This is a genomic window from Kitasatospora sp. NPDC051984, assembly GCF_044593455.1.
In the GTDB taxonomy this organism is placed as follows: Bacteria; Actinomycetota; Actinomycetes; order Streptomycetales; family Streptomycetaceae; genus Kitasatospora.
In genome coordinates, this window is record NZ_JBIUCB010000016.1 from 66,272 (window position 1) to 90,261 (window position 23,990).

24 protein-coding genes and 1 pseudogene are annotated in these 23,990 nt (G+C 72.2%); 11 read left to right on the forward strand and 14 right to left on the reverse strand.

Annotated features, from left to right (window positions below; translation table 11 throughout):
* Positions 1 to 41: 41 nt before the first annotated feature.
* Entirely contained in the window at positions 42 to 605 is a 564-nt protein-coding gene (locus tag ACIHEI_RS26875; protein ID WP_396608398.1) for a YrhB domain-containing protein, read from the reverse strand.
* A gap of 28 nt (positions 606 to 633) precedes the next feature.
* Positions 634 to 1,245: a TetR/AcrR family transcriptional regulator gene (locus ACIHEI_RS26880; protein WP_392951362.1), complete on the reverse strand. Its 612-nt coding sequence runs from the start codon at positions 1,243 to 1,245 to the stop codon at positions 634 to 636.
* Positions 1,246 to 1,482: 237 nt separating this feature from the next.
* On the opposite strand from ACIHEI_RS26880, the gene ACIHEI_RS26885 reads away from it, so the two are divergent.
* Positions 1,483 to 1,917 carry an ester cyclase gene (locus ACIHEI_RS26885; RefSeq protein ID WP_387641052.1) on the forward strand — a complete coding sequence of 145 codons (435 nt, stop codon included), beginning with the start codon at positions 1,483 to 1,485 and terminating at the stop codon, positions 1,915 to 1,917.
* A gap of 13 nt (positions 1,918 to 1,930) precedes the next feature.
* Here the strand turns inward: ACIHEI_RS26885 and ACIHEI_RS26890 are convergent, their stop codons facing one another.
* Positions 1,931 to 2,497 carry a hypothetical protein gene (locus ACIHEI_RS26890; protein ID WP_396608399.1) on the reverse strand — a complete coding sequence of 189 codons (567 nt, stop codon included), beginning with the start codon at positions 2,495 to 2,497 and terminating at the stop codon, positions 1,931 to 1,933.
* 317 nt (positions 2,498 to 2,814) lie between these two features.
* On the reverse strand, positions 2,815 to 3,237 hold the full coding sequence (locus ACIHEI_RS26895) for a hypothetical protein (protein WP_396608400.1): 423 nt from the start codon (positions 3,235 to 3,237) through the stop codon (positions 2,815 to 2,817).
* 177 nt (positions 3,238 to 3,414) lie between these two features.
* On the opposite strand from ACIHEI_RS26895, the gene ACIHEI_RS26900 reads away from it, so the two are divergent.
* Positions 3,415 to 4,365, forward strand: coding sequence for a beta-ketoacyl-ACP synthase III (locus tag ACIHEI_RS26900; protein WP_396608401.1), 951 nt, complete (start codon positions 3,415 to 3,417; stop codon positions 4,363 to 4,365).
* Positions 4,366 to 4,649: 284 nt separating this feature from the next.
* On the opposite strand, the gene ACIHEI_RS26905 is transcribed toward ACIHEI_RS26900, so the two are convergent.
* Positions 4,650 to 8,177, reverse strand: a complete 3,528-nt coding sequence (locus ACIHEI_RS26905; RefSeq protein ID WP_396608402.1) for a trypsin-like peptidase domain-containing protein — start codon at positions 8,175 to 8,177, stop codon at positions 4,650 to 4,652.
* A gap of 100 nt (positions 8,178 to 8,277) precedes the next feature.
* Here ACIHEI_RS26905 and ACIHEI_RS26910 point away from each other — a divergent pair, with 100 nt between their 5' ends.
* A complete protein-coding gene (locus tag ACIHEI_RS26910; RefSeq protein WP_396608403.1) occupies positions 8,278 to 8,625 on the forward strand; it encodes a CU044_2847 family protein in 348 nt (115 codons plus the stop codon).
* Positions 8,626 to 8,757: 132 nt separating this feature from the next.
* On the opposite strand, the gene ACIHEI_RS26915 is transcribed toward ACIHEI_RS26910, so the two are convergent.
* Positions 8,758 to 9,066, reverse strand: a complete 309-nt coding sequence (locus ACIHEI_RS26915; protein WP_396608404.1) for a hypothetical protein — start codon at positions 9,064 to 9,066, stop codon at positions 8,758 to 8,760.
* 157 nt (positions 9,067 to 9,223) lie between these two features.
* Here ACIHEI_RS26915 and ACIHEI_RS26920 point away from each other — a divergent pair, with 157 nt between their 5' ends.
* Positions 9,224 to 11,758: a DEAD/DEAH box helicase gene (locus tag ACIHEI_RS26920; protein ID WP_396608405.1), complete on the forward strand. Its 2,535-nt coding sequence runs from the start codon at positions 9,224 to 9,226 to the stop codon at positions 11,756 to 11,758.
* A 101-nt stretch (positions 11,759 to 11,859) separates the two neighbouring features.
* Here ACIHEI_RS26920 and cpt read toward each other — a convergent pair whose 3' ends face one another.
* The 5 genes from cpt to ACIHEI_RS26945 all read right to left on the reverse strand — a co-directional run bounded on the left by cpt (position 11,860) and on the right by ACIHEI_RS26945 (position 15,376).
* A complete protein-coding gene (gene cpt / locus ACIHEI_RS26925; protein WP_396608406.1) occupies positions 11,860 to 12,426 on the reverse strand; it encodes a chloramphenicol phosphotransferase CPT in 567 nt (188 codons plus the stop codon).
* Positions 12,423 to 12,680: a hypothetical protein gene (locus tag ACIHEI_RS26930; RefSeq protein ID WP_396608407.1), complete on the reverse strand. Its 258-nt coding sequence runs from the start codon at positions 12,678 to 12,680 to the stop codon at positions 12,423 to 12,425. Before ACIHEI_RS26930 ends, cpt begins: the two co-directional genes overlap by 4 nt.
* 252 nt (positions 12,681 to 12,932) lie before the next feature.
* Positions 12,933 to 13,805, reverse strand: coding sequence for an MBL fold metallo-hydrolase (locus tag ACIHEI_RS26935; protein WP_396608408.1), 873 nt, complete (start codon positions 13,803 to 13,805; stop codon positions 12,933 to 12,935).
* A 158-nt stretch (positions 13,806 to 13,963) separates the two neighbouring features.
* On the reverse strand, positions 13,964 to 14,833 hold the full coding sequence (locus tag ACIHEI_RS26940; protein WP_396608450.1) for a maleylpyruvate isomerase family mycothiol-dependent enzyme: 870 nt from the start codon (positions 14,831 to 14,833) through the stop codon (positions 13,964 to 13,966).
* A gap of 6 nt (positions 14,834 to 14,839) precedes the next feature.
* Positions 14,840 to 15,376 carry a TetR-like C-terminal domain-containing protein gene (locus tag ACIHEI_RS26945; RefSeq protein WP_392951569.1) on the reverse strand — a complete coding sequence of 179 codons (537 nt, stop codon included), beginning with the start codon at positions 15,374 to 15,376 and terminating at the stop codon, positions 14,840 to 14,842.
* 268 nt (positions 15,377 to 15,644) lie between these two features.
* On the opposite strand from ACIHEI_RS26945, the gene ACIHEI_RS26950 reads away from it, so the two are divergent.
* The 6 genes from ACIHEI_RS26950 to ACIHEI_RS26975 all read left to right on the forward strand — a co-directional run bounded on the left by ACIHEI_RS26950 (position 15,645) and on the right by ACIHEI_RS26975 (position 20,099).
* Entirely contained in the window at positions 15,645 to 16,655 is a 1,011-nt protein-coding gene (locus tag ACIHEI_RS26950; RefSeq protein WP_396608409.1) for a zinc-binding dehydrogenase, read from the forward strand.
* A gap of 128 nt (positions 16,656 to 16,783) precedes the next feature.
* Positions 16,784 to 17,212, forward strand: coding sequence for a carboxymuconolactone decarboxylase family protein (locus ACIHEI_RS26955; protein ID WP_396608410.1), 429 nt, complete (start codon positions 16,784 to 16,786; stop codon positions 17,210 to 17,212).
* Positions 17,213 to 17,329: 117 nt separating this feature from the next.
* Positions 17,330 to 17,623, forward strand: coding sequence for a hypothetical protein (locus ACIHEI_RS26960; RefSeq protein ID WP_396608411.1), 294 nt, complete (start codon positions 17,330 to 17,332; stop codon positions 17,621 to 17,623).
* A gap of 96 nt (positions 17,624 to 17,719) precedes the next feature.
* Complete coding sequence (locus tag ACIHEI_RS26965; protein ID WP_396608412.1) at positions 17,720 to 18,487, forward strand: hypothetical protein; 768 nt, start codon at positions 17,720 to 17,722, stop codon at positions 18,485 to 18,487.
* A 27-nt stretch (positions 18,488 to 18,514) separates the two neighbouring features.
* The gene (locus ACIHEI_RS26970) at positions 18,515 to 19,081 is read left to right on the forward strand and encodes a hypothetical protein (protein WP_392951335.1); all 567 of its coding nucleotides are present in this window, start codon (positions 18,515 to 18,517) and stop codon (positions 19,079 to 19,081) included.
* 109 nt (positions 19,082 to 19,190) lie between these two features.
* Positions 19,191 to 20,099 carry an aminoglycoside phosphotransferase family protein gene (locus ACIHEI_RS26975; RefSeq protein ID WP_396608413.1) on the forward strand — a complete coding sequence of 303 codons (909 nt, stop codon included), beginning with the start codon at positions 19,191 to 19,193 and terminating at the stop codon, positions 20,097 to 20,099.
* Positions 20,100 to 20,114: 15 nt separating this feature from the next.
* On the opposite strand, the gene ACIHEI_RS26980 is transcribed toward ACIHEI_RS26975, so the two are convergent.
* A complete protein-coding gene (locus tag ACIHEI_RS26980; protein WP_396608414.1) occupies positions 20,115 to 21,008 on the reverse strand; it encodes a class I SAM-dependent methyltransferase in 894 nt (297 codons plus the stop codon).
* Positions 21,009 to 21,135: 127 nt separating this feature from the next.
* On the opposite strand from ACIHEI_RS26980, the gene ACIHEI_RS26985 reads away from it, so the two are divergent.
* Positions 21,136 to 21,891: a maleylpyruvate isomerase N-terminal domain-containing protein gene (locus ACIHEI_RS26985; protein ID WP_396608415.1), complete on the forward strand. Its 756-nt coding sequence runs from the start codon at positions 21,136 to 21,138 to the stop codon at positions 21,889 to 21,891.
* Between the two features lie 247 nt (positions 21,892 to 22,138).
* Here ACIHEI_RS26985 and ACIHEI_RS26990 read toward each other — a convergent pair whose 3' ends face one another.
* Positions 22,139 to 22,936 carry an ABC transporter permease gene (locus ACIHEI_RS26990; RefSeq protein WP_396608416.1) on the reverse strand — a complete coding sequence of 266 codons (798 nt, stop codon included), beginning with the start codon at positions 22,934 to 22,936 and terminating at the stop codon, positions 22,139 to 22,141.
* Positions 22,937 to 22,963: 27 nt separating this feature from the next.
* Positions 22,964 to 23,920, reverse strand: a pseudogene (locus ACIHEI_RS26995) (ATP-binding cassette domain-containing protein); the annotation flags it as partial.
* Positions 23,921 to 23,990 lie beyond the last annotated feature (70 nt).

Genomic DNA, 23,990 nt, shown 5'->3' on the forward strand with positions numbered 1-23,990 from the left:
GTGCCGCGGCGCGCAACGACCATGTGGCGACCCCCGGCTCCTCACACCATCGGATTTCCGCCGCCGGCCCGGACGGTGTGGACGGCGAGCACCGGGTTGAGGGGCTCGACGAGTTCCGCCGTCGCGACGGCCACCAGGTGTGCCGGGGCGTCGCCGCCCCGCAGGGCCCGCACGTACTGGAGGGCCTCGGTGGGCGTCAGGACCGGGAGTCTCCGGCGCAGCGCCCGCACGGCATGCAAATTCCCTTGCCCGGTGTCGAGTTCGCGGATCTCGTCGTGCAGATCGTCCACCGCGGTGCGCACCGGGAGCCCGCGGATCCGGGCGCGGTAGTCGGCCTCCCAGTCGCCGGTCATGGCGGAGACGGCGCCGACCGAGTGCAGTCCTCCGTCGAGCCGGTCGACGAGGTACAGACCGCAACCGCCCGGCATGTGCGCCGGGTCCCCGGTGCGTGCGAACTCCTCGGAGGTGTATCCGACGATCCAGACCAGCTCGTGCTCGGCCGCACCCGTCACCACCATCCGCTGCCGCCACGCGACCGGTTGGCGCCGGTACTCGCTCTCCAGCTGCTCCTCGACGACCCGAATCGCGGTCTCTCGTTCGATCATGCCCCCAGCATCCCGCCCGGCCCGGCCGTCAGGCCACGGCGGGCAGCAGGCGGTTCAGGGCGTGACGGGTGCGGGTGGCGGCGAGCGGGTCGCGGAGGAGCTGGAGGGACTGGTTGAGCGCCAGGTAGATCCCCGTCAGCTCGTGGACGATCTGCTCGGGGTCGGTGTCGGCAGGCAGCTCCCCGGCCTCGATCGCCAGCCGGACCTCGCCGGCCAGGCGGCGGCGCCACACCAGCAGCAGCCGGGCGACGTTCTTGCGGACGGGCCCGTCATGCGCGTCGAACTCGACGGCGGCGGTGGTGAACAGGCACCCGCCGGGGAAGACCTCGCGGGCATGCTCCAGGTACGAGATCCAGCTCTCGCACACGGCGCGCAGCCGCCGCAGCCCGGGTTCGGCGTCCACGGCCGGCTCCCAGACCAGCGTGGTGAAGAGCGCGGAGGCCCGTTCCAGGGTGGCGAGCTGGAGGGTCTCCTTGGTGCCGAAGTGCCCCAGCACGCCGGCCTTGCTGAGCCCGAGATCGGTGGCCAGCCGCCCGATGGTGAGCCCTTCGAGGCCGTCCACCGACGCCAGCGCCACACTCCGGTCGACAATCCGGTCCCGGGTCCGACGCGCCTCGGCCACGGTACTGCGCGGGCTCATCGTTCCCCTCTCGGTCGCGCGGTGCGGTCCCGAAATCCTACGTGGTGCCGGCCTGGTGCGGTGAACCCGGCTGCCGGGTGGAGCGGCAGGTCAGGGGGCGGGCGGTCGCGAGTTACCCGGGTGGCTGCTTCTGAGTGAACGGCCACCGCGTCCGTACGCGCCCGCGACGGGGCGGGGGGAGGATTCGGGCGTCGTGCGCCGGTCCGACGGCGCGGCCGAACGTGCGGAGAGGCACCCATGTCCATCGAAGAGAACAAAAGTCTGGTCCGCCGGTTCTACCGGGAGATCGATGCGGGCAACCTGGAGGCCATGGACGAACTGGTCTCCGCGGACTACGTGGACCACTCACCGCCGCCGTTCCCCGGGCTCGCGCCCGGACGCGAGGGCCTGAAGCAGGCGTTCCGCCTGTTCTGGGAGGCCACCCCCGGGGTGCACGAGATCGAGGACCAGATCGCGGAGGGCGACAAGGTCGTGACCCGGCTGACGGGCCGCGGCACCTGCGTGGGCGACCTGCCGGGCATCCCGGCGACCGGGCGGCCGATCACCATGACGGCGACGGTGGTTCACCGCATCGAGAACGGGAAGCTCGCCGAGAAGTGGTCGGACAAGGACGTCCTCGGCTTCCTCCAGCAGCTCGACGTGATCCCGCCACTCGACGGGCCGCCCGAGTAGGCAGGGCGGGCACTCAGTCCCGATCGGCGTCGAACAGCGGGTCGAACGGATCGCCGTCCGGACCGACGACGAGGCTCGCCGCGGCCACCGGCCCCCGGGAGAGTTCGGCGAGCCCGGCGAGGGCCGTTGCCGCGGGCGGCAGGGCGAGGGGGTCGAGGCCGAGTGCCCGGGCCGCGCGGTGGCGGCGTTCGTCGATGTCGGGATGGTACTCGCGGAACTCCTCGACGGAGGCCCGGAGTTGTTCGTCGGTCCGTCCGGGACCGTCCCGCCACCACGGTGCCGCGAGGCCCAGACGCAGCAGCTCGGGCAGTCCGACCGCGATCGGGCCCGCCTCGCCGTCGAGGCTGACGTACACCACCGGGCGTTCCTCGCCGCCCTCGCCGACGAAGCAGTACGCGTCTCCCGTGGACGCCCGCGCGAACTGTTCCAGCCGAGCCCTGGAGGCGAGCCGGACCCCCTCCTCCAACTCGAAGTCGGCCGGGTCCGTCGCGTCGATGTCCGCGACGACGAGGAAGTACGCGACGACGTCCGCGTCGGAGGACAGCAGGGGCAGCAGCGGCTGGCGGGTCGGTCCGTTCACCGCGCCACCGTAATACGTGGCTCCCAACTGCCGGCGTCCCGGGTCCGGTTGATCGCCACGCGGTTCCAGGTCCGCGAAGCGGCCCGTCAGCAGCAGGGTTTTGCGGCGTGCCGGAAGTCCCCGTCGGCGCTGGACCGGGAATTCTCCGGGACAAGATGGTGATCGGGCCCCGAGGAAATTATGTCGACGTGCCACCGGAGGCCCGGGAAGCGAATTCCCATGAATACCAAAGACCTCGGTTTCAAATTCCAGGACATTACCAAAAAGGGCAGACGAATGGCCGGCTGGAGCCGCCGGCCATTCTTTTGCCTACCTAATCAGCGCGGGACGGACTGCCACGTCAGCCACAGTGGGCGCCATACTGCGACGCGCCGGAATTCCCGATGCTGCCGCCCCAGTCGATACACGAGCCCGGCGCGTAGACGTACACCGGACCGGCGTACGTGGTGAAGTTTCCGGGGTCCTGCTGGAATCCAGAGCCATCGGACCGCTCGATCCAGGCATTCATCGGCACGGCCGACCCCGAACTGTTGCGGATCGTCACCACGCAGTTGTAGGAGCCGTTGTAGGTCAGAAACGGTGCCGCCGGCGACCGGCAGGGAGTCGATCTTGTTGTACCCCGAGCCGCAGGCGCCGTTGTACGTGGCCGCCTCGGCGACGGTCGGGGCGATCAGCAGGGTGGCGCCGGCCGTGGCCAGCACAGCCGCACCGGTCACGAGCCGCTTGACGTTCCTGAGCATGTTCCCCTCCTGGGACTCGTTCCCCCGGCACCGCCGGTGGCGAACCGAGCCGCTCCGAGCACGTGGTCCTGACAGGGGTCCGCGGCGATCGGCGTTTAGCTTCCGATCGGTCGGTTGCTATATTCCAGGCCGTTGCCTCCGGCGCGCGGCCGGTGGCCGTTGCGGAAGGGAACTGCCATGCCCGGAGTCCGTATCGCCGGTCTCGGCCACCACCAGCCCAGCAGGGTGCTGACCAATGACGAGTTGGCGGCCATGGTGGACACCAATGACGAGTGGATCCGGCGCCGGACGGGTATCGCCACCCGCCGGATCGCGGGGCCGGACGAGTCGGTGACGGACCTCGCCGCGACCGCCGCCGCGAAGGCGCTGGCGGCGTCGGGGCTGGAGCCGGCGGAGATCGGGCAGGTCACGGTGGCGACGTGCAGCGCGATGGACCGCTGCCCGTCGATCGCGGCGCAGGTCGCGGCCCGGCTGGGCATCCCGTCCGCCGTCGCGTTCGACGTGAACAACGGGTGCGCGGGCTTCTGCACCTCGCTCTCGCTGGCCGACCACTCGCTGCGCGCGGGCGCCGCCCGGCACGCGCTGGTGATCGGCGCGGAGAAGATGTCGGACGTCACCGACTGGACGGACCGCCGCAGTTGCATCCTGCTCGGCGACGGCGCGGGCGCGGCGGTGCTGTCGGCGACCGAGGGCCCGGGGACCGGTGTCGGGCCGGTGGTGTGGGGGTCGGATCCGTCGCGGGCGAGCGCGGTGCGGCTGCTGGACGCCTGGCAGCCGCGGTTCGAGCAGGACGGGCAGGCGGTGTTCCGCTGGGCGACCACGGAGCTGCCCGCGCTGGCCGAGCAGGCGTGCCGGGCGGCCGGGTTGAGCCCGGCGGAGCTGGACGGGGTGGTGACGCACCAGGCGAACCTGCGGATCATCGAGTCGCTGGTGCAGAAGCTGGGCCTGTCCGAGGACGCGGTGATCGCCCGGGACGTGGTGGACTCCGGCAACACCTCGGCGGCGTCCGTCCCACTGGCGCTGGCGAAGCTGGTGGAGCGCGGCGAACTGCGCTCCGGCGCCCGGGTGTTGCTGTTCGCGTTCGGCGGCGGGCTGTCCTGGGCCGGTCAGGTCGTCACCTGCCCCTGACTCACCCGCCGCCGGCGCGGGTGACGGCCGGACCGATGAAACCGGCGGCAGCACATCTCGGCGGCGGCCTGTCCTGGGCCGGCCAGGTCGTCACCTGCCCCTGACTCACCCGCCGCCGGCGCAGGTGACGGCCGGACCGATGAAACCGGCGGCAGCACATCTCGGCGGCGGCCTGTCCTGGGCCGGTCAGGTCGTCACCTGCCCCTGAGTGGCGTCGGGACATCAGCGAGCGGGTGATCATCTGCCCGAGGCGGGCTCGTCACCTGCCCCTGAGCGGCGTCGGGTCAGTGACCCGCCGGGCATGCCCGGCCCGCCCCGGTGCCCTGCCACCCCCCTGGGGGGTCGCCGTCGTTCAGGAGCGCCGCACAGAGGCGCGCCGTCTGGTAGCGGGAGTCGAGCATGGCCCGCGGCGACCGTTCCTCGGCCTGGAGCCGTTCCCACGGCGTGCGCCCGTCCTTCGGCAGGATCAGGCCCACGGCGCCCCGGGCGAACAGCGCGATCGGCGCGTCCGGGCCCTCGCCGATCCGGCGCGCCAGCATCCAGGGGTCGGCGAGCCGGGTAGGTGGAACGGCGGGATCGTCGAACTTCTCGCGTCCGACCTGCCACTCGAACACCTGGCGCCCGGGGTCGGACGTCGAGGATTCGGCCGTGATGGTCAGCCGGGTGCCGTGCGGGTCGAGCGCGAGCGCTCCGGCGACCGCGGCGGCCGGTTGTCCGCCGGAGCGGGCGATCAGGGACCCGCTGGCGACGTCCCACACCCGGAACTCCCCGGCGAGCCCGGACGGCGCGCCCGCACCGCCGGAGGCGGGCACCCCGGCCGCCGCCCGGGTGCCGTCCGCCGACACCGACGCCCCTGCGGGCGCCAGCCCCCTGGCCAGCACGGTCCAGCGGGCCGGTGCCCGGGTGAGGTCGACGTGGTGGAGGGAGGCGGAATCCCGGCCGTCGGCCGTGGGACGGTCGTCGGATCCGTCGCGGCCCAGCACGACCGCCGCCGAACCTCCGGGCGCCAGCCAGAGGCCGGCCACCGTGTAGAGCGGCATGCTCCGGTCGGACGCCGGGGAGACTCGCCCGACGCTGGGGAGCGCCGCGCCCGTGTCGAGGTCCCACCGCAGCAGCGTCGCGTCCTCCTGCACCACGCCGAGCACCCGTTCCGACGGGTCGACGCTGAGGGCGACGACCCTTGTCATCCAGCCGAACCGTCCGATCGGGAAGGTCCGTACGCGTCCGTCGGTGAGGTCGTGGACGATCACGCAGACGGTCATCTGCGTGCCGGTGGTGCCGGCGTTGCAGGCGGTGGTCCGCCCGCCCGACTTCTCGGGCGAGAACGACAGCACCGTGTAGGCGGCGTACCGCCCGCCGGCGCTGACGGCGGTCAGCTCGAGGTAGCCGACCTCGCGGCTCGGCAGCACCCGCGGGGTCGGCCGCCCTTCGCGCAGCTGCCAGACCGTGACCCGTTCACGGTCGGTGCTGATGAGCGTACGGCCGTCCGCCGTGGAGGAGTTCCGCAGGTTGTAGGCGTTCGAGGAGGCGTCCGCCCGGTAGCTCCCCGTCGCGCCGTCCGGCAGGAGCCGGTCGACGTCACGGGCCCAGGTCCACACCTTGTCGACCGCGTCCCGTGCCGTACTGATCGGGCTGGTCCGGTACGCGCGCAGCGCCTCGGTGGCCGCCCAGTAGTTGTTGTTGCCCGCGTAGTCCCTGGCATGCATGGCCAGCGTGGCGGCGTCGTCGGCGGCGTCCCGCACCGCGTCGTTGTGCACGGACACCGCCAGGGGCACGGCCCATGCGGTCAGAAGGGCCAGCACCGCCGCGACGCGCCACCGGGTCCACCACCTCCTGCGGCTCCGGGCGATGAACTCGTGTTCGTCCACGCTCAGTTCGAGGCTGTGCGAGCGTGCCCACCGCCGGGCGTCCCGGAGGTCCACCCCGCCGGTCAGGAGGCGCCGGCCGCGTTCGCCGCTCGCCTCCCACTGGGCGATCCGCTGCCGGAGGCCCTCCTGCCAGAGCCTGAACTCCCGGCTGGCGGCGAGGACATCGTTCAGCCGGGCCCAGTGCGTGGCGAGGGTGTCGTGGGCGAGTTCGGCCCCGACCACCGGGTACCCCTCCGGTGACGTACGGTCCGTCTCCCGCAGGATGAGCAGCCGGGCACCCGCCAGGAGGCTCGCGACAGCGAGTCGGCCGGTGTCCTCGTCGTCGAGGAGGGCGAGCCGGCGGACGTAGCCGCTGCCCTCGGACAGCGGGCTGGCCAACTGGGCGAGCAGGCGGTCGGCATGGGCCCGGTGCTCGGCGTCGAGTCCGCTCCACACGTTCTCGGCATGGCGGGCGAGGGCGCCGCGCACACCGCCGAGCGCGTCGTACGCCGCATGGGTGAGCCGGCCGTGGTCCTGCTGCGCCCACAACTCGGCGGCCACGAACTGGAGCAGCGGCAGGGCTCCGGAGGTCGGTCCCGCGTCCGTCAGCAGGCGGTCCACCAGGCCCGCTTCGAAGGTCACCGACAGCGTGTTGCGGAGCGGCCCCGTCAGCGCCTCGTGCAGCTCGCGGCGGCTCAACTCGGCGACCGTGACCAGCCGTTCCTCCTGGACCAGCGGCGCGGACTCGGCTGCCTGGAGGGCGGTGCCGAGGAAGTCGGCCCGGAGCACGGCCAGCACGGTGAACGGCGGGTGGGGGTCCAGGGCCCGGCCGAGCAGGGCGTTGAAGTCGCGCGCCTCCTCGGGCGCCCCGGCCCACGCCTCCTCCCACTGGTCGACGACGACTACCAGCCGGCCGGCCCCGCACCGCTCGAGGACGGCCCGGACGACCTCGCGTTCGTGCCCGTCCCTGAGCGCCTGCTCGATCCGGCCGCTCCCGGCGACCCGGGCGGCCGGTTCGCGGTCCGGAGCGACCGCGCGATCGAGCGCGGCGGCGAGCGCCCGCAGCGGGGTGAGGCCTCCCGATGGCCGCAGCAGGACGACCAGCGTGTCCTGCCGCGCCCGGAGGGCAGGAAGGACGCCGGCCCGGACCAGCGAGGACTTCCCCGCACCGGACGACCCGATGACCGTCGTCACCGGCATCCGGTCGACGAGGGCGGTGATGCGGCGGACCAGGTCGGTTCGACCGAAGAACAGGTGCGCGTCCTCTTCGTCGAAGGGGCGCAGGCCGGGGAACGGGGAGGGCGGGCGCGCCATGGCGCGCAGCCCGGGCAGCGCGGCGTGCAGGACGGCCGTCGGTATCAGGTAGCCGCTGAGGCCGCCGCGCGGCCCCTGCCAGGCGGCGACCATGACGCCGAGCGCGCCCTCGCCGCCGGCGTCCCATACGGGCGCCCCGGAGACCCCCTCCTGGAAGTCGAAGGCGCCGGCCCGGTCCACGTCGACCTGTACCCAGCCGGCGGCCTGCGGTCCGCGCAGCCGGCCCAGGATCCACACACCGTCGTCCAGGCGCTTCGGAAAGCCGAACGTCATGATCCGATCGTCGAAGCGGGCGGCGCGTTCGGAGAGGGCGGCCGGCACGGCTCCCGGCGGGGCGTCCTCACGCAGCCGCAGCAGCGCCAGGTCCTCGGGCTCGCCGGGGGGCCCGTCCGCGGCGGGCGGCACCCAGTGGACGACCTCGGCCGCGATCCTGCGGCCGGGCGCCAGCAGCGGGAAGTCCACCTCGACCGGCCCGTCCGGAAGCTCGGCGGACTCCTTGCCGCGGCCCAGCGCGAGGTTCACCACGTGGGCCACGGTGACCAGGTGCCCCGGCGCCGCCAGCACGGCGCCGCCGGCCGGCCTCCCGCGGCGGTCCCAGACCCGGACCAGGGCCGCACCAGGCCCCGTCGCTCCCCTGATGCCGACCGTCATCGGGCCCCCTCGCCCTCCGCGCGCGACCCGCCCCGTCCGGAAGCGCCTGAACTAACCTAATGTCACATCAATATGCTTTCCAAGAAAGGGGATTGACGGAATGTCGGAACTCTTCACGATTCCTCTCGACGACGGCGGGCACCTCACGGTCGAGGTCGCGGAGGAGGCCGGCGGGATCCAGCGCGTGGGCCGCGGATCCGACGCGCTGCGCCACGGCGCGGAGACCTTCCAGGAGGCCGTGGGCCGGATCCGGCCCGCACTCGCCTCGGTCGTCGGCCAGATCAGGAGCCTGGCCGACGCCCCGGAGCGGGTCACCGTCGAGTTCGGGATCAAGCTCACGGCCGAGGCCGGCGTGGTGATCGCCAAGACGGCGACGGAGGCCAACTTCACGATCACCGCGGAGTGGCAGCGCGCCTCCCCGGCCCCGGCCGACGGGCAGCCGGCCTGAGCGACCGGGCGGCCACCGGCCGCCCTGGGCCCGCTCTTCCGGATCGCGCCGGAAGAGCGGACGGCTCGATCACGCCCGGGGCGCGAGGCAGGCGGCCGGCCCCTGCGGCGTCCGGCCTCCGCCGAGAGCGCCTCAGCTCCCGTCGGTACAGGTGATGGTGAGGCGGATGGCGGCGGGCGGCGGCGGGGAGTCCTGGTAGGGGGCGATCCACGCGCCGACGCCGGTGGCGCCGACGGCCGTGGTGTGCACGCGCTGGTCGGGCCCGAGCGGGGTGCCGTCGCCGTTCGTCACGTGCACGTCCGAGGGGCTGATGCCCTCGGGGCAGATCGCGACCACTCCGCCCGGGGCGCCGGTCGCGGCCACCGTCTCGGTGAACGCCGCGGCCGGCCCTGCCGCCATCGCCAGGGCGGCAACGGCCAGGCCGGCAACTCGCTTGCGCATGGAGGTCCTTCCGTCGGGTCGCCCCCGGCGGGTTCGGGGGCGGGCGGCCCCGATCATTCCGTAACGCACAGCAACAAGCCAGGCACGTACCGGAATCGCCGGGGCGCGTCGGCGGCAGCACGGGCGGACCGTGCGGGCCCGAGCTTTGCTCATGGTCATGTCGGACGGGCAAGATAGCGGAGTGACCCTCCTGGACCTGATGCCGAAACCCGCCACGCCCGACTCGCTGTTCGAGACCTTCGCCGAGTGGGCGTCGGAGCGCGGCATCACCCTCTACCCCGCCCAGGAGGAGGCGCTGATCGAGCTGGTCTCCGGGAACAACGTGATCCTGGCGACGCCGACCGGCTCCGGAAAGTCCCTGGTCGCGGCGGGCGCGCACTTCGCCGCGCTGGCCGAGGGGAAGCGGACGTTCTACACCGCGCCGATCAAGGCGCTGGTGTCGGAGAAGTTCTTCGACCTGTGCAAGATCTTCGGTACCGAGCAGGTCGGCATGATGACCGGCGACGCCTCGGTCAACCCCACCGCGCCGATCATCTGCTGCACCGCCGAGGTGCTGGCGCAGATCGCGCTGCACGACGGCCCGCGCGCCGACATCGGCCAGGTCGTGATGGACGAGTTCCACTTCTACGCCGAGCCGGACCGCGGCTGGGCCTGGCAGATCCCGCTGCTCGAACTCCCGCAGGCGCAGTTCCTGCTGATGTCGGCGACGCTCGGTGACGTCCGCCGCTTCGAGGAGGACCTGACCCGCCGCACCGGCCGCCCGACGGTCGCGGTGCGTTCGGCGGAGCGCCCGGTGCCGCTGTTCTACGAGTACCGGCGGACGTCTCTCCACGACACGCTGGAGGAGCTGCTGAACACCGGTCAGGCGCCGGTGTACGTCGTCCACTTCACGCAGAAGGAGGCGGTGGAGCGGGCGCAGTCGCTGATGAGCATCAACATGTGCTCGAAGCAGGAGAAGGACGCGATCGCCGAGCTGATCGGAAACTTCCGTTTCACCACCAAGTTCGGCCGGAACCTGTCGCGTTATGTCCGGCACGGGATCGGTGTGCATCACGCCGGCATGCTGCCGAAGTACCGGCGCCTGGTGGAGCGGCTCGCGCAGGCCGGTCTGCTGAAGGTGATCTGCGGCACCGACACGCTCGGCGTCGGCGTCAACGTGCCGATCCGCACGGTGCTGTTCACCGCGCTGTCCAAGTACGACGGGCAGCGGGTGCGGATCCTGCGGGCCCGCGAGTTCCACCAGATCGCCGGACGCGCGGGCCGGGCCGGCTTCGACACCGTCGGCCAGGTGGTCGCGCAGGCGCCCGAGCACGTGGTGGAGAACGACCGGGCGCTGGCGAAGGCCGGCGACGACCCGAAGAAGCGCAAGAAGGTCGTTCGCAAGAAGGCTCCGGACGGGTTCGTCTCGTGGACCGAGGAGACCTTCGAGCGCCTGATCGGCGCCGACCCGGAGCCGCTGATCTCCCGGTTCAAGGTCAGCCACGCGATGCTGCTGTCCGTCATCGGCCGCCCGGGCAACGCGTTCGAGGCGATGCGCAAGCTGCTCACCGACAACCACGAGGACCGCCCGGCGCAGCGCCGCCACATCCGCACCGCGATCGCCATCTACCGCTCGCTGCTGCAGGGCGGCGTGGTGGAGCAGCTCGACCAGCCGGACTCCGAGGGCCGCAGGGTGCGCCTGACCCTCGACCTGCAGGAGAACTTCGCGCTCAACCAGCCGCTGTCCACCTTCGCGCTGGCCGCGTTCGAACTGCTCGACCCGGAGTCGCCGTCCTACGCGCTCGACGTGGTCTCGGTCGTCGAAGCCACCCTGGACGACCCGCGGCAGATCCTCGCCTCGCAGCAGAACAAGGCGCGTGGGGAGGCCGTGGCGGAGATGAAGCGCGACGGCATCGAGTACGAGGAGCGGATGAACCGGCTCGAGGAGATCACGTACCCGAAGCCGCTGGAGGAGCAGCTCGGCCACGCCTACGACGTGTACCGCCGGGCGCACCCGTGGATCGGCGACCACCCGTTGCAGCCGAAGTCCGTGGTCCGCGACCTGTACGAGCGCGCCATGACGTTCACCGACTACGTGGGCTTCTACGAGCTGGCGCGCACCGAGGGCATCGTGCTGCGCTACCTGGCGGGCGCGTTCAAGGCGCTGGAGCAGACCGTCCCGGACGACATCAAGACGGACGACCTGAAGGACGTCATCGCCTGGCTGGGCGAGCTGGTCCGCCAGGTCGACTCCTCGCTGCTGGACGAGTGGGAGGCGCTGGCCAACCCGACCGAGCCGGAGGCGGGCGAGGTCCGTCTCGACGACAAGCCGGCGCCGGTCACCGCGAACTCCCGCGCCTTCCGGGTGCTGGTCCGCAACGAGCTGTTCCGCCGGGTCGAGCTGTGCGCGCTGGAGCACTACGACTCCCTCGCCGAACTCGACGGCGAGGACGGCTGGGACGCCGACCGCTGGGCGGACGCGATGGACGGGTACTGGGAGGAGTACGACGACCTCTTCACCGGCCCGAACGCGCGCGGCCCGAAGATGCTGCTGATCGAGGAGGTCGAGGACGAGGGCCTGTGGCGGGTCCGCCAGATCTTCGACGACCCCAACGGCGACCACGACTGGGGCATCTCCGCCGAGGTCGACCTGTACGGCTCCGACGAGGAAGGCCGCGCAGTCGTCAAGATCACGGCGGTGGGCGCGCACTGACGCCCCGGCGGCCCCCCGCGCACTCAGCCCGCGGGGGGCCGCTGCCAGTTCGGGTTGCTGGTGAAGTTGCCCTCGGTGGCGATGTTCACTGTTCCTGCACGCTAGCGACGACCACCGACAATCCTCGGGCCCGGCCGGGCCAGCCGCTCCGTGATCGCTCGGGCGCACTCGGTGGGCCGGGTGCGGGTGGTGTCCACCTCCAGGTCGTAGTGGACGCCTTGGTGCACCCTTTCCGCCTGGTCCTCGGCCATGCCTGTCGTCCGATCGGGCCGGGCCCGCTCGCGCAAGGCCGCCTCGGCCGGGTCGCAGCGGACTCCGATCCAGAGTACGTCCAGGCCCAACAGGGCCTCGCGCCAGCGCTGTTGGGACTCCGATCCGGAGAGGAACACGTCGTCGACGATCACGCCCGCCCCCGCCCGCACGGTGGCGGCCACACCGGCCATCCAGGCGGCCTCCAGCCGCCGGAAGGTGTCCCCGACGGTGACGGTGCCGTCCCCGCCGAGCTCAATCCCGGCGTCCCCGGCCAGCAGTTCCGGGGGCATCGCCTCGATCAGCCCGTCGATCCCGAACGTCAGCCAGGGCTCCGGCAGTTGGGCCTGCAACGCGCGCGCGATGCTGCTCTTTCCGCTGCTGGAACCGCCGTTGAGCACGATCACCCGAATGGTCATCGGACCACGGTACCCGCCTCGGGTGCCCACTCCTGACCGGAGAGCGCGGTCCGCAGCTCAGAGTGGAGGCGGATCGAGGTGTCGATGGGCAGTCCCATCTCTGCGTGGCGGAGCTCCTTCGAGAAGTCGGCGATGAGATCGAGATCCCCGAGCTGGCGCCGCAGTTCGGCGGCCAGCGCCTCGTCGGAGTCGATCGGAAGCTCGTCCTCCGCCGTCTCGGCCAGGTACTGGAGGTGGTGGTCAACGGCTTCCACCGCCCGGCCGCCGGCCCGACGGCGAAGTCGTGGCAGCCGAACAGGTAGGCGTGCGCGGCGAACAGTATCGCCGCCGCGGCGGGCTCGTCCGCGTCGGCCGGGCCGTTCTGGCCGTCGTTGTGGCAGTACTCGCTGAGCATGTACTCGGCGACGCCGCGGTTGACCGCCGGGAAGGCCGTCGAGTCGCCGAGGACGCCCTCCCACACGGCATTCAGCAACGACCATGATCCCAAGCGCCGGTGACAGCCGCCCTCACCACTGATGGGCGTCGAAATCCACTGGCACGGGCGCCAGTTGGCCGACGTGGGCGACCAGGGCGCGCAGTTGCTCGGCCATCTGTTCGGCGGGCAGGTGGTTGCGGTCTCCGTGGCCCGGGAGGATCCACTCGAACCGGAGGTGGGGTGCGACGCGGGCCAGTGAGGCGGCCTGTTCCTCGATGGAGTACCAGGTGACGTGTTCGGCGACGGCCAACGCCCCGGCGGCGCGCGACCAGTAGAGGCTGTCGCCGCTGAAGCAGTACCGGTCGTCGGCGAGGAACAGCACGCTGCCCTCGGTGTGGCCCGGCAGGGGGTGAGCGACGACGCCATCGGCGATCTCGACCGGATCGGTGCCGCGCAGCACCCGGTCGGCGTCCGGTGAGGAGTCCAAGTCGCCCTCGTGGATCCAGAGTTGAGCACCAAAGCGGTCCGCGTAGACGCGGCCGTGCGCGGCGTGGTCGCGGTGGGTCAGGAGGACGTCGGTCACCCGCCCGTGCTTCTCGTAGCGGGTGGCGAGCGACTCCGACCAGCGCGGTGTGTCGATCATCATCACGGTGCCGTCCGGCCGCCGCAGCAGGTAGGAGTTGGCGGCGGCCGTGCGCCGCGAATTGTGGCCGCAGAGCAGGACGTTGGCGTCGATGGCGAGCGGGAACGGGTCCGCCGCCGGGTCCGGCGGGCCCGAGTGCCGACGGATCGAACGGGTGTGGCAGGCGAACGCGGCGGCATTCACGGCCGCCAACTCCGTTGCGTCGCGTGGCTGTCGCACCAGTTCGGAGCCCCGGCCCACCTGCACGATCAGGCCCGGCGCGAGCTGCCGCGCCACGTCGCACCCGGTGCATCGGTCGTCCACGTACCAGTCTTCGCCCATGGCTGTCCTCCGGAGAGTCGATTTCCGTCAACGGGCCGGTGCGGCCCGGCACTTCAAGAGGTATCCCGAGCGGGGCGAAAAGTGGAAGAGGCGTAGATCTTGCGATTCGGCAAGAGTGACGCTCTGACTACGGACGGCTCGCAATCCGGCCGGACGCCTCAGTAGAGGAACGGCGGCGCGGGGAGCGCGAGAGCGTTGCGCACCAGCAGGTCCGCGCCCAGGGATCGACCCATCAGCCAGGCCGGCAGGGCATGTTGCGGCCCGCCGACCACCGGCTGACGCGGCCCGGAGGTGCCGTACGTGGCGCCGGTGTCGGTGGCGTGCAGCCGCATCGCGGGTGCGTGCTCGCGTGCGGCGAAGGAGGCCACCACCCGGCCGAGCATCGCCTCGACGAAGTCGGCCGGCCAGTGGGCCGGCGTGTAGCCCGCGTCCAAGTCGGCGTGGTGGAGCAGCACTTCGCGCAGCCGGGCATCGGCGGCGCGCAACGCGGGGCGCTCCTGGCCGCGAGTCCAGCGGACGGTCCGGTGCCACACCTCGGGCGGCATCCGCCGGCACTCGGCCTCGAACTCGCCCGCGCTGCACCGGCACTCGGCCTCGAACTCGCCCGCGCTGCACCGGCACTCGGCCTCGAACTCGCCCGCGCTGCACCGGAGATCGGCCGGCAGCTCGGCCGCGCCGCGACCCGCGCCCGCCTCGATCTGCTCGTCCCGGGCGGCCAGGCTCGGGTACTCCGCCGCTTCCATCCCCGTCCGTGCCCAGCCGAGCAACCGCCGGCCACCGTCGGCGTTGCGCGCCAGTTGGGTCAGCACGTGCCCGCGCGACCAGCCCGGCAGCAGCGACGGCGCGCGGACTTCGGCGTCGGTGAACCCGGACGCCGTCCGAAGCAGTTGGCCGGTCGCGGCGGCGAGCTGCTCCAGCGCCGCCGCCGGGTCGAAGTCGGTGGGGTCGGTCGTCCCCCGGACATGCCCGGCACACCCCTCCCCCGCATCGGACCCGGACCAGCACCGTCGCCGGTCAGCGCACGGCAGTCGGCCTCAGCGCGGGGCCAGGCCGTCCACCACCAGGTCCACCAGGGAGGACAGGAACTCGGCGGTGACGGGCTCCCCGAGCAGCAGGTGGCGCGCGAACAGCGGGCTCATCAGCGCCTCGACCGCCGCCCGGGCATCGACGTCCGGCCGGATCTCGCCGCGTTCGGCGGCCCGGCGCAGCAGGATCTCGGCGCGTTGCAGCCGCTCGGCCCAGTAGGCGTCGCGGCCGCTGCGGGTCTCGGCGGTGGCCGGGGCGATGCTCAGGTGGAGCAGCGCGGGGCCTTCGGGGGTGTCGAGGAACGCGCCGAGGGCGGTGAGGAGTTGGCGCAGGTCCTCGCGGAGGCTGCCGGTGTCGGGCAGTGGCAGGGCGTGGTCGGTGTAGTCGGCGAGTGCCTCGCGGAGCAGGTGTTCGCGGGTGCCCCAGTTGCGGTAGACGGACGTCTCGTGCACGCCGGCGGCCGCCGCGACGGCCGAGACGCTGGCGGCGTCGAGTCCGCCCTCGGCGAGCAGGCGCACGGTGGCGTCGAGCACGGCCCGTCGCATGGCGGCGCCGCGCCGGCGCAGTGGGGTGGCGGACCTCCCCTCCGGCAGTGCGTCGCCGGTCGAGTCCGGCCCCGCAGGCCCGCCCGGCTTCTTCGTGGATCCCGTCCGCTTCTCCTTCGACACACCCGAAGCCTAACGCAGGCCTCCTTGCATTGCGGTGTGTCGCGTCGTAGCCTCAGCAATGCAAGTCGCCTTGCGATATACCCCGGCAGGGCGCTGCGGCAACGAGGCCGCCGACGAGTTCGCCGTCGGCCGGAGAGGATCGACCATGGCCCGGATGCGTGCCGTCCGTCTGCACCTGCCCACCCGCAAGCTGAGCGTCGAGGAGGTGGAGCGTCCCGTCCCCGGCGCCGGCCAGGTGCTGATCAAGGTCGAGGCGGCCGGCGTCTGCCTGTCCGACGTGCACCTGATCGAGGGCTCGCTCACCCCGCTGTACCTGCCGGGCGAGAGCGTCACCCTCGGGCACGAAGTCGCGGGCACCGTCGCCGAGTTGGGCCCGGACGCGGGCGCCTGGCAGGTCGGCGACCGGGTCGTGCTGCAGGCCGGCGAGAAGCGCGACGGCATCACCTGGACGCGCGGTGTGGACTACGACGGCGGCTGGGCCGAGTACGCGCTCGCCCGCAAGGACACGCTGATCCGGCTGCCCGAGTCGATCCCGTTCGAGCAGGGATCGATCATTCCGGACGCGGTCTCCACCCCGTGGGGCGCCATCACCACGACCGGCCAGATCCGCCCGGCCGAGCCGGTCGGCGTGTGGGGTGTCGGCGGTCTCGGCGCGCACGGCGTGCAGCTGCTGCGGGCGATCGGCGCGAACCCGGTCATCGCGGTGGACCCGTCCCCCGCCGCCCGCGAGCGGGCCCTCGCCTTCGGCGCGGACCTGGTCCTCGACTCGGCCGACCCGGAGCTCGCCGCGAAGATCGGCGCCGCGACCGGCGGGGCCGGCCTGGCCGCCGCGTTCGACTTCGCCGGCGTCCCCGCCGTCCGCGAGCAGGCGCTGACGGTACTCGGCGCGCACGGGCGCCTGGTGCTCGTCGGCCTCACCGACCAGCCGCTGACGGTCGCCAACAGCGTCCGGTTCTCCTACCTCCAGCAGCAGATCCGCGGCCACTACGGCTCGGAGGAGAACGCCGTCCCGCAGCTGATCGCGCTCGCCGCCGGCGGCCGGCTGGACTTCTCCCGCTCGGTCAGCGAGGTGCTCCCGCTGGAGCAGGCCGCGGAGGCCGTCGAGCGCCTGCACACCAAGCAGGGCAACCCGATCCGCCTGATCCTCAAGCCCTGACGTCCGGCCAGTTGGCCCGGCCCGTCCCGTCATCTCCGGGGCGGGCCGGGCCGTTTGCGTTCGAGCGCACTCCAACTCCTACGGTGTCCGTCGTTCCCCCGACACCGACCAACCGCTGGAGACCGCTCATGACCCCCACCGCCGCGCACCCCGAAGCCACCACCCGCCAGCAGCGTTTCGAGCACGGCCTCGACGTCCTCGGCCGGATCGACGGCGAGGCGGGCGAGAACGTGCTCGCCGCACTGTCCGACGTCTCGCCCGAGCTCGCCCACCAGGTCGCCGCCTGGGGCTTCGGCGAGATCTACTCCCGCCCCGAACTCGCCCCGCGCGATCGCCAGTTGGTCACCCTCGGCATGCTCACCGCGCTCGGCGGCTGCGAACCGCAGCTCCGGGTGCACGTCAACGCGGCGCTCAACGTCGGCCTGACGCCGCAGGAAATCGTCGAGGCGCTGCTGCACTCCGCCGTGTACTGCGGCTTCCCGCGCGCCCTGAACGCCACTTTCGCCGCCAAGCAGGTCTTCGCCGAACGCGACCTGCTGCCCGTCGTCCCCGCGTGACCGTCCGTGCGTACGCGTACGCCCGCTCGGCGCACGGGAATTGCGGCGGCTCCGTCGGGAAGCGAGGTTGGGCCCGGGGCACTTCGGCCCCGCTCACCCCAATCCCAAGGAGTCACCGTGCGATGTCTCGCAACCGTGCTCGGCACCCTCGCCACCGCGGGCACCATCGCCCTCACTCTGCCCGGCGCGGCCCTGGCGGCCAATGGAACGCTCTTCATCGCTCCCGACCAGACCATCAGTAATCCGAGCGGGTGCTACAACGCGCAGATCTTCCCGCTCATCCTGCGCAACGACACCGACGAGTACGCCCTCGTCTACGACGGCCCGAACTGCACCGGCCAGGTGATCGCGGTCGTTCCTCCGGGCGGCAGCACGACCCAGGAGTTCGGCGCCAGCGTGTTCATCAAGTAGCGACGGCCCGGCCCGCTCCCGGCAAGCGGGGTGCCCAGCTGCCCTCCAGGCAGAAACGCAGCTGACAACCGCCGCTGCCTTCGAGACCATCGGGCCGTGACCACAGAACCGCACCTGCTGTCCCTCCGCCTCGTCGTGCCGCCGCTCGGAAACCGGCAGGCCACAGCGGTGGAGTGCCGGCCGATCGTCGACGGACGGGACGTCCTGGCCGAGGTGTTCGACGAGGGACCGGCCGTCGATCCCCGCGATCTGCTGGGCCCGAAAACGCCGCTGCTCGCAACCGACACCCCTCGCGAGGTGCGGCTCGCCGAGGCCGGCTGCACCGAGGCCTGCTGCGGCGCGATCTACGTCACTGTCCGGCGCGACGGGCCGCACGTGGTCTGGGACGGCTGGCGCAACCCGGTCGATGCCGAGGGCGTCGACCTCCCGGAATTCCGGTTCGACGTCGCCCAGTACGCGGCCGAGCTCCGCCGGGCCGGGGCGGATCACTCCTGGGAATGGCCGGCCCGAACAGTCGCCAGGCTGCTGGCGGAACGGCTCCGGGAGCGCACCGACTGGCTGACCGCCTGGGAGTGCGAGCTGCAGGACGTCTCCGCCTGGCCCTGGGAACCCGACCGGATCAACGTCCTGTTCTTTCACCCCGGCCGCGCCGCGATCAGCGAGGACCGCCCCTGGCTTCAGTTCAAGCTGACCGTCCCGATCTCGGCCGACCGCCCCGCCGACCAGGCGGAAGCCCTTGAGGCGCACCTCACGGCCGAGGATCCTCGCGAGGTCGCCGAGGTCTGCGGAGGTTCGAAGAAGTTCGCCGATCAACTCGGCTACCCCTGGCCCGGACCTCGACGGCGCCCTCGCGGGTCCGTGTGACGGTAGCCCCTCGAGGTCCGCCGGCCCATGAACACCTCTCGCGGACAGCATCGGAAGGCTGCCATGAATCTCAGGATCACGCTCAACCGCGTCAAGTGCGTCAACACCGAGAACCAGAGCGGAGCCGACGATTTCTACGTGGTGGGAGCCACCGTCGCCGGTGGGAAGACCCAGCCGGCTCTGGTTTCCCCCATGCAGATCAAGGACGGGCAGGAGCTTCCGTTCCCCGCCGACCAGCGCGTGGTCTTCAACGGCCCTGTCACGGACACCGATACGCTGCACCTCGGGCTTGCCGCCTACAACCAGGACTCGAAACGCGACTGGCAGCGGCGCGGGGACGCGGCCGCCAGAATCACCGCCGCGGCGGGGGCGCTACCCGTCCCGACCGGCGAGCTGCTCGTGTCGACCGCGGGCACGGCGGCGAATGCGGTCCTCGGCGGACTCGACCCGGACGACAAGCTGGGGCAACTCGCCCTGGACGTGCCGATCAAGGACCTGAAGCCGGGTACCGACAAGAAGTGGACGTGCAGCTCGAAGCCGGGCGCGGCCAACTCCTGGCAGTACGAGGTGTATTACACGGTCGAGAAGGCGTGAGGGTCCGCCCGCCGGGTCCGCGGACGGCACCCGGCGGCTTCCCCTTCCCTGCTTGCGCGGGCCGGAATTCCGTTCGCAGCGGAACGGGCCCGTATTGAATACTCGCGGCATGACACTGCACGAGGACGAGATCCCGACCGACGAATCCGTGGTCCGCAGGTTGCTGGCCGAGCAGCGGCCGGAGTGGGCCGAGCTGCCGATCCTCGCGGCGGGGTCGGGCACCGACAACCGGATGTTCCGGCTCGGGGACGAGTTGCTGGTGCGGCTGCCCCGGACGCCGGGGACGGCCGGCGCGGTGCGCAAGGAGCAGGTGTGGTTGCCGCGGCTGGCAGCGGAGTTGGCGTGCGGGGTGCCGGAGCCGGTGCACGAGGGGGTGCCGGGGGGCGGGTTCCCGTTGCCGTGGTCGGTGTACCGGTGGATCGAGGGCACCGAACCCGGTCCGGATTCGGTGCCCGACTGGGCCGCGTTCGGAGCGGAGTTGGCGGCGGCGGTCCGCAGTCTGCACGCCGTCCCGCTGCCGGACGAGAGCGAGTGGGGCGGCCTGCACTGGTACCGGGGTGGGGAGTTGACGGCCATCGCCGACGCGATCGACGAGTGCTTCGCGCAGGCCCGCGCCCTCTCCGGCCTCGACCTGGACCTCGACCGGCTCCAGGCGATCTGGCACCAGGCGCTCACCCTGCCCGCCCCGTCCTGCCCCCGGGTGTGGCTGCACGGCGACCTGAAGCCGTCCAACCTGCTGGTCCGGGACGGCCGGCTGCACGCGATCATCGACTTCGGCGGCCTGTCGATCGGGTTCCCGGACGCCGAACACGCCCCGCTGTGGGACTTCCCGGCGGCCGCCCGCCACGCCTACCGGGACGTGCTTGGCGTCAACGAGCAGACCTGGCAACGGGCTTGTGGCTGGGCAGTGGCCGCGGCAATCAGCGGGGTGCCGTACTACTGGACGAGCAACCCGGCCTTCGTCGCCGAGTGCGTCGCCCGCCTGCGCGCCGTCCTGGACGACTCGGCCGGGCTCTGACCGCCCCGCCGCCGGTCAGCGCTCCGGCACCACCGCATGGGCCAGCACGGAGAGTTCGAACGGGCGCAGCGCGTCGGTCCGCGATTCCCACACCTGTGCGTCCACGGTGTCGCACTGCCGCAGGTGGGCGAGCGGACGCAGGCCGTGGGCGCCCAGCAGGGCGTCCATCTCCTCGACGGTGAGGAACGTTCGCCACGGCTCGCCGCCCTCGGCGGCCGCGGCCTGCACCTGCTCGGCGTAGGTCTGCCCGGCCGGGTCGCGGTGTTCGGCGGGCAGCAGGTATTCGGCGATCAGTTCGGCGCCCGGCGCGAACTCACCGATAGTGGAGAGCACTTGGCCGATCGCCTCGACGCTGAGATACATGGTGACACCCAGCCAACTCACCACGGCCGGCCGCTGCGGATCGAAGCCGGCGGCCGTCAGCGCGGCGGTCAGGGCGCGGGCGCCGCCCTGTTCGAGGTCGAGCGGGACAAAGGACACCGTCGGCGGGACGGTGATCCCGGCGGCGGCCAGGCGGCTCCGCTTCCAGTCCTGGGTATGGGGGTGGTCCACCTCGAACACCCGGATGTCGCGGGCGAGTTCACTGCGGCAGGCGAAGGTGTCCAGGCCGGCGCCGAGCAGGACGTACTGGTCGATGCCGCGCCGGGCCACGGCCTCGGCGAGGCGGTCCTCGGCGCTGCGACTGCGGGTGACGGCGGTGGTGCGGGCGCCGGCCAGGATCGGGTGGGTGCCGAACTGCCGGTGGTAGCCGATCAGTTGCTCGGCGCTCTCGCCGAGGAGGGTGACCGCGAGGGTGTCGGCGAAGATCGGCGGCTGCTGGTCGAGGAGCAGGTGGGCGGCTCGGGCGGCGGCCGACATCAGGGCGGTCCGGCTGGGCTGGTGGGTGTTCGACTGTGCATGGCTTTCCATGCCTGGAAACACTAATACCACTTTCTGACAGCATATCATATTCAACAATTTTTCGATAGTGCCATTCAGTGTGCTTTCCGCAACAATTCCCGTGCGGGGCGCCAGTCTTGCGTGATAGGCAGGTGCAATGGCTTTCACTCCCGCCTTTCCGGCGCTGCTGAACCAGATCGACGAACACTCCGCGATGCTCCGCCACGCCATCGCCACCGCGCCCGACCCGCACGCCACCGTCCCCAGCTGCCCGGACTGGCAGCTGCCCGACCTGCTCGCGCACCTCACCGTCGTCCAACGCTTCTGGACGGCCGCCGTCACCGCCGGCCCCGGCTTCGTCCCGATCAGGATCAAGCCGGACACCGACCTCTCCCCCGAACAGGCGCTGGCCGCCTCGGCAGAGGCAACTTCCGCCCTCCTCAAGGCACTTCGCGAAGCAGGGCCACGCCGGCCCTGCTGGACGTGGTGGCAGGAAGCCGACGCCCCGCAGGACACCGGGGCGGCCGCCCGGCACCAGGTGCAGGAGGCCGCCGTGCACGCCTACGACGCCCAACTCGCCGTCGGCACACCACAACCGGTCGCACCGGCCGTGGCCATCGACGGCATCGACGAGTTCCTCGCTCTCTCCTGGGGCACCGCCACCGATTGGCAACACGGCCCGGCCCGCATCCGCCTGCGCACCGACGATGGCCCGAGCTGGCTGGCGGAAATCACCGCGTCCGGCCCGAAGCGCCTCGCCCCGGACGAGGACCCCGTCGCCCTCGAACTCACCGCACCCGCCAGCGAATTGCTACTCACTCTGCACCGCCGCCACCCACCCACGGCGGTCCGCGTCACCGGCGACGACCCGACTCTGCTCCCCCACCTGCTCATCTGGCCCCGCCTGGGCTGAGTCCGCAACGAGGCCGCGACGAAGCCGCGCCGAAGCCGCGCCGGACGGAGCGACACCGTTCGCTCCCTCCGGCGCGCCTCCCGATGACATCAAGGCCATGCTCCACACCACCTGCCGACCCAGGCGCGTTCCTCTACCCAGCGAAACCGGAGAACCTGCGCCGCTCCTTCAAGCCCTCCCCGGAGACCATTGCCGACCTCACCAGTCCGCTCGCCATGGGTAGTACCGGCCGGTGACCGTTTGGCCGTTAGACGTCTCGCCTGAGGACGGCGGCGTATGCGCCGGCGAGCAGCACCGCGGTGGCGCCGGCCATCCAGCCCAGCAGGGCCCACCACGGCTGGTCAGCGAAACCCCTGCCGAACAGGGATGCGGAGATGGAGATCGAGGAGTGCGTGAACAGGAACTCCCCCGTGCCGCTGTCGATGAGGAAGACTCCGGCGATGGTGGGGAGCAGGAGCAGGCCGAGCATGACGCCGAGTGCGCCGGCGCTGTGCTTGAGCAGTGTGCCGACGGAGAGCGAGAGCAGTCCGAGGAGGGCCAGGTACAGGCCGCCGCCGAGGACGGTGCGGACCAGTTCGCCGCCGGTCGGTGGGCGGCCCTGGCCGTCGAGGAGGGTGGTCGCGAGCCACGCGTTGAGACCGACCGCGGCTGTACCGGGGCCGAGGGCGGCGCAGCTCAGGACGAGTGCTTTGGCGGTGAGGATCCGGGCCCGCCGGGGGACTGTGGTGAAGGTGGTGCGGAGCATGCCGGTGCCGTACTCCGGGGCGATCGCCAGTACGCCCAGGGCCACGATGGCGAGCTGGCCCACAAGAAAGCCGCCCAGGCCGGTGCTCAGCTCGGAGACGGTGCCGCTGTCCGCGCCGAGGACCCCCAGGCCGCCGCCGGCCAGGATGAGGACGACCATCAGCAGCCACGTCCACACGGTGGAACGCACGCTGGTCAGCTTGGTCCATTCCGCCGCGACGGCGTGCCGCAGGGCAGGCCCGCCGGTGACGTGGGTAGCAGCGGAGTCGGCCGGGGGCGCCGTCAGGGGATCGAGGGCCATGACTCAGGCCTCCCACTCATGGTCGGGGCCGGAAGCGTCGCTTGAAGGTGGGACCTTGGCTGCCGGCAGGGAGGAGCGGTACTCCACCGCGGTGCTGGTCAGTTGCAGGTACGCCTCTTCCAGGGACGCCCGGTGCGGTGACAGTTCGTGCAGTCGGATGCCGTAGGCGAGTGCCAGGTCGCTGATGTCCGCGAGTGGCAGGCCGGTGGCTCTCAGGGCCCCGTCCGGCTCGTCCTCGACGTGGACCCCGACGTTGCCGAGCGCCCACAGCAGGCGCTGCCGCTCCTCGGGGGCATGGGCGGGGGTTCGCAGGCGGGCGAAGCCGGTCGTGTGCCGGTCGATGAAGTCCCGGAGGCTCATGTCGGCCAGCAGCCGGCCCTGTCCGATCACGATCAGGTGGTCGGCGGTCTGCGCCATCTCGCTCATCAGATGGGAGGAGACCAGGACGGTGCGGCCTTCCGCGGCCAGCCGGCGGATCAGCTGGCGGATCCAGTGGATGCCTTCGGGGTCCAAGCCGTTGACCGGTTCGTCGAAGAGCAGCACCTCGGGGTCGCCGAGCAGGGCCGCGGCGATGCCCAGGCGTTGCCCCATGCCGAGCGAGAAGCCTCCGGCACGTTGTTGCGCTGCGTCCTGCAGGCCGACGGTGTTCAGGACCTCGTCCACCCGCCAGCGGGGGACGTTTCCCATCCGGGCCAGGCACAGCAAGTGCTTGTACGCGGTGCGGCCGCCGTGCACGGCCCTGGCGTCCAGAAGCGCGCCCACCGTGCGTGCGGCATCCGGCAGCCTGCGGTACGGCACGCCGCCGATGGTGGCGGTGCCCGCGGTGGGGGTGTCCAGCCCGAGGATCATGCGCATCGTGGTCGACTTCCCGGACCCGTTGGGCCCCAGGAAGCCGGTGACGACACCGGGCCGCACCCGGAAGCTGAGCCGGTCAACGACCGTCCTGGCACCGTAGCGTTTGGTCAGGCCCTGTAATTCGATCAAGGAATCGTCCTTAGTGGAGCAGGCAGCGTCGCACCGGCCCGGGCCGGTGCGACGCCATTGTCGTCGTCCC

Bases quoted from the DNA above. Each gene is read 5' to 3' on its own strand.
- ACIHEI_RS26875 (WP_396608398.1), bottom strand. From the start codon at position 605: ATGATCGAACGAGAGACCGCGATTCGGGTCGTCGAGGAGCAGCTGGAG.
- ACIHEI_RS26880 (WP_392951362.1), bottom strand. From the start codon at position 1,245: ATGAGCCCGCGCAGTACCGTGGCCGAGGCGCGTCGGACCCGGGACCGG.
- ACIHEI_RS26885 (WP_387641052.1), top strand. From the start codon at position 1,483: ATGTCCATCGAAGAGAACAAAAGTCTGGTCCGCCGGTTCTACCGGGAG.
- ACIHEI_RS26895 (WP_396608400.1), bottom strand. From the start codon at position 3,237: ATGCTCAGGAACGTCAAGCGGCTCGTGACCGGTGCGGCTGTGCTGGCC.
- ACIHEI_RS26900 (WP_396608401.1), top strand. From the start codon at position 3,415: ATGCCCGGAGTCCGTATCGCCGGTCTCGGCCACCACCAGCCCAGCAGG.
- ACIHEI_RS26905 (WP_396608402.1), bottom strand. From the start codon at position 8,177: ATGACGGTCGGCATCAGGGGAGCGACGGGGCCTGGTGCGGCCCTGGTC.
- ACIHEI_RS26910 (WP_396608403.1), top strand. From the start codon at position 8,278: ATGTCGGAACTCTTCACGATTCCTCTCGACGACGGCGGGCACCTCACG.
- ACIHEI_RS26915 (WP_396608404.1), bottom strand. From the start codon at position 9,066: ATGCGCAAGCGAGTTGCCGGCCTGGCCGTTGCCGCCCTGGCGATGGCG.
- ACIHEI_RS26920 (WP_396608405.1), top strand. From the start codon at position 9,224: ATGTCGGACGGGCAAGATAGCGGAGTGACCCTCCTGGACCTGATGCCG.
- cpt (WP_396608406.1), bottom strand. From the start codon at position 12,426: ATGACCATTCGGGTGATCGTGCTCAACGGCGGTTCCAGCAGCGGAAAG.
- ACIHEI_RS26935 (WP_396608408.1), bottom strand. From the start codon at position 13,805: ATGGGCGAAGACTGGTACGTGGACGACCGATGCACCGGGTGCGACGTG.
- ACIHEI_RS26945 (WP_392951569.1), bottom strand. From the start codon at position 15,376: ATGCGACGGGCCGTGCTCGACGCCACCGTGCGCCTGCTCGCCGAGGGC.
- ACIHEI_RS26950 (WP_396608409.1), top strand. From the start codon at position 15,645: ATGGCCCGGATGCGTGCCGTCCGTCTGCACCTGCCCACCCGCAAGCTG.
- ACIHEI_RS26955 (WP_396608410.1), top strand. From the start codon at position 16,784: ATGACCCCCACCGCCGCGCACCCCGAAGCCACCACCCGCCAGCAGCGT.
- ACIHEI_RS26970 (WP_392951335.1), top strand. From the start codon at position 18,515: ATGAACACCTCTCGCGGACAGCATCGGAAGGCTGCCATGAATCTCAGG.
- ACIHEI_RS26975 (WP_396608413.1), top strand. From the start codon at position 19,191: ATGACACTGCACGAGGACGAGATCCCGACCGACGAATCCGTGGTCCGC.
- ACIHEI_RS26980 (WP_396608414.1), bottom strand. From the start codon at position 21,008: ATGGAAAGCCATGCACAGTCGAACACCCACCAGCCCAGCCGGACCGCC.
- ACIHEI_RS26985 (WP_396608415.1), top strand. From the start codon at position 21,136: ATGGCTTTCACTCCCGCCTTTCCGGCGCTGCTGAACCAGATCGACGAA.
- ACIHEI_RS26990 (WP_396608416.1), bottom strand. From the start codon at position 22,936: ATGGCCCTCGATCCCCTGACGGCGCCCCCGGCCGACTCCGCTGCTACC.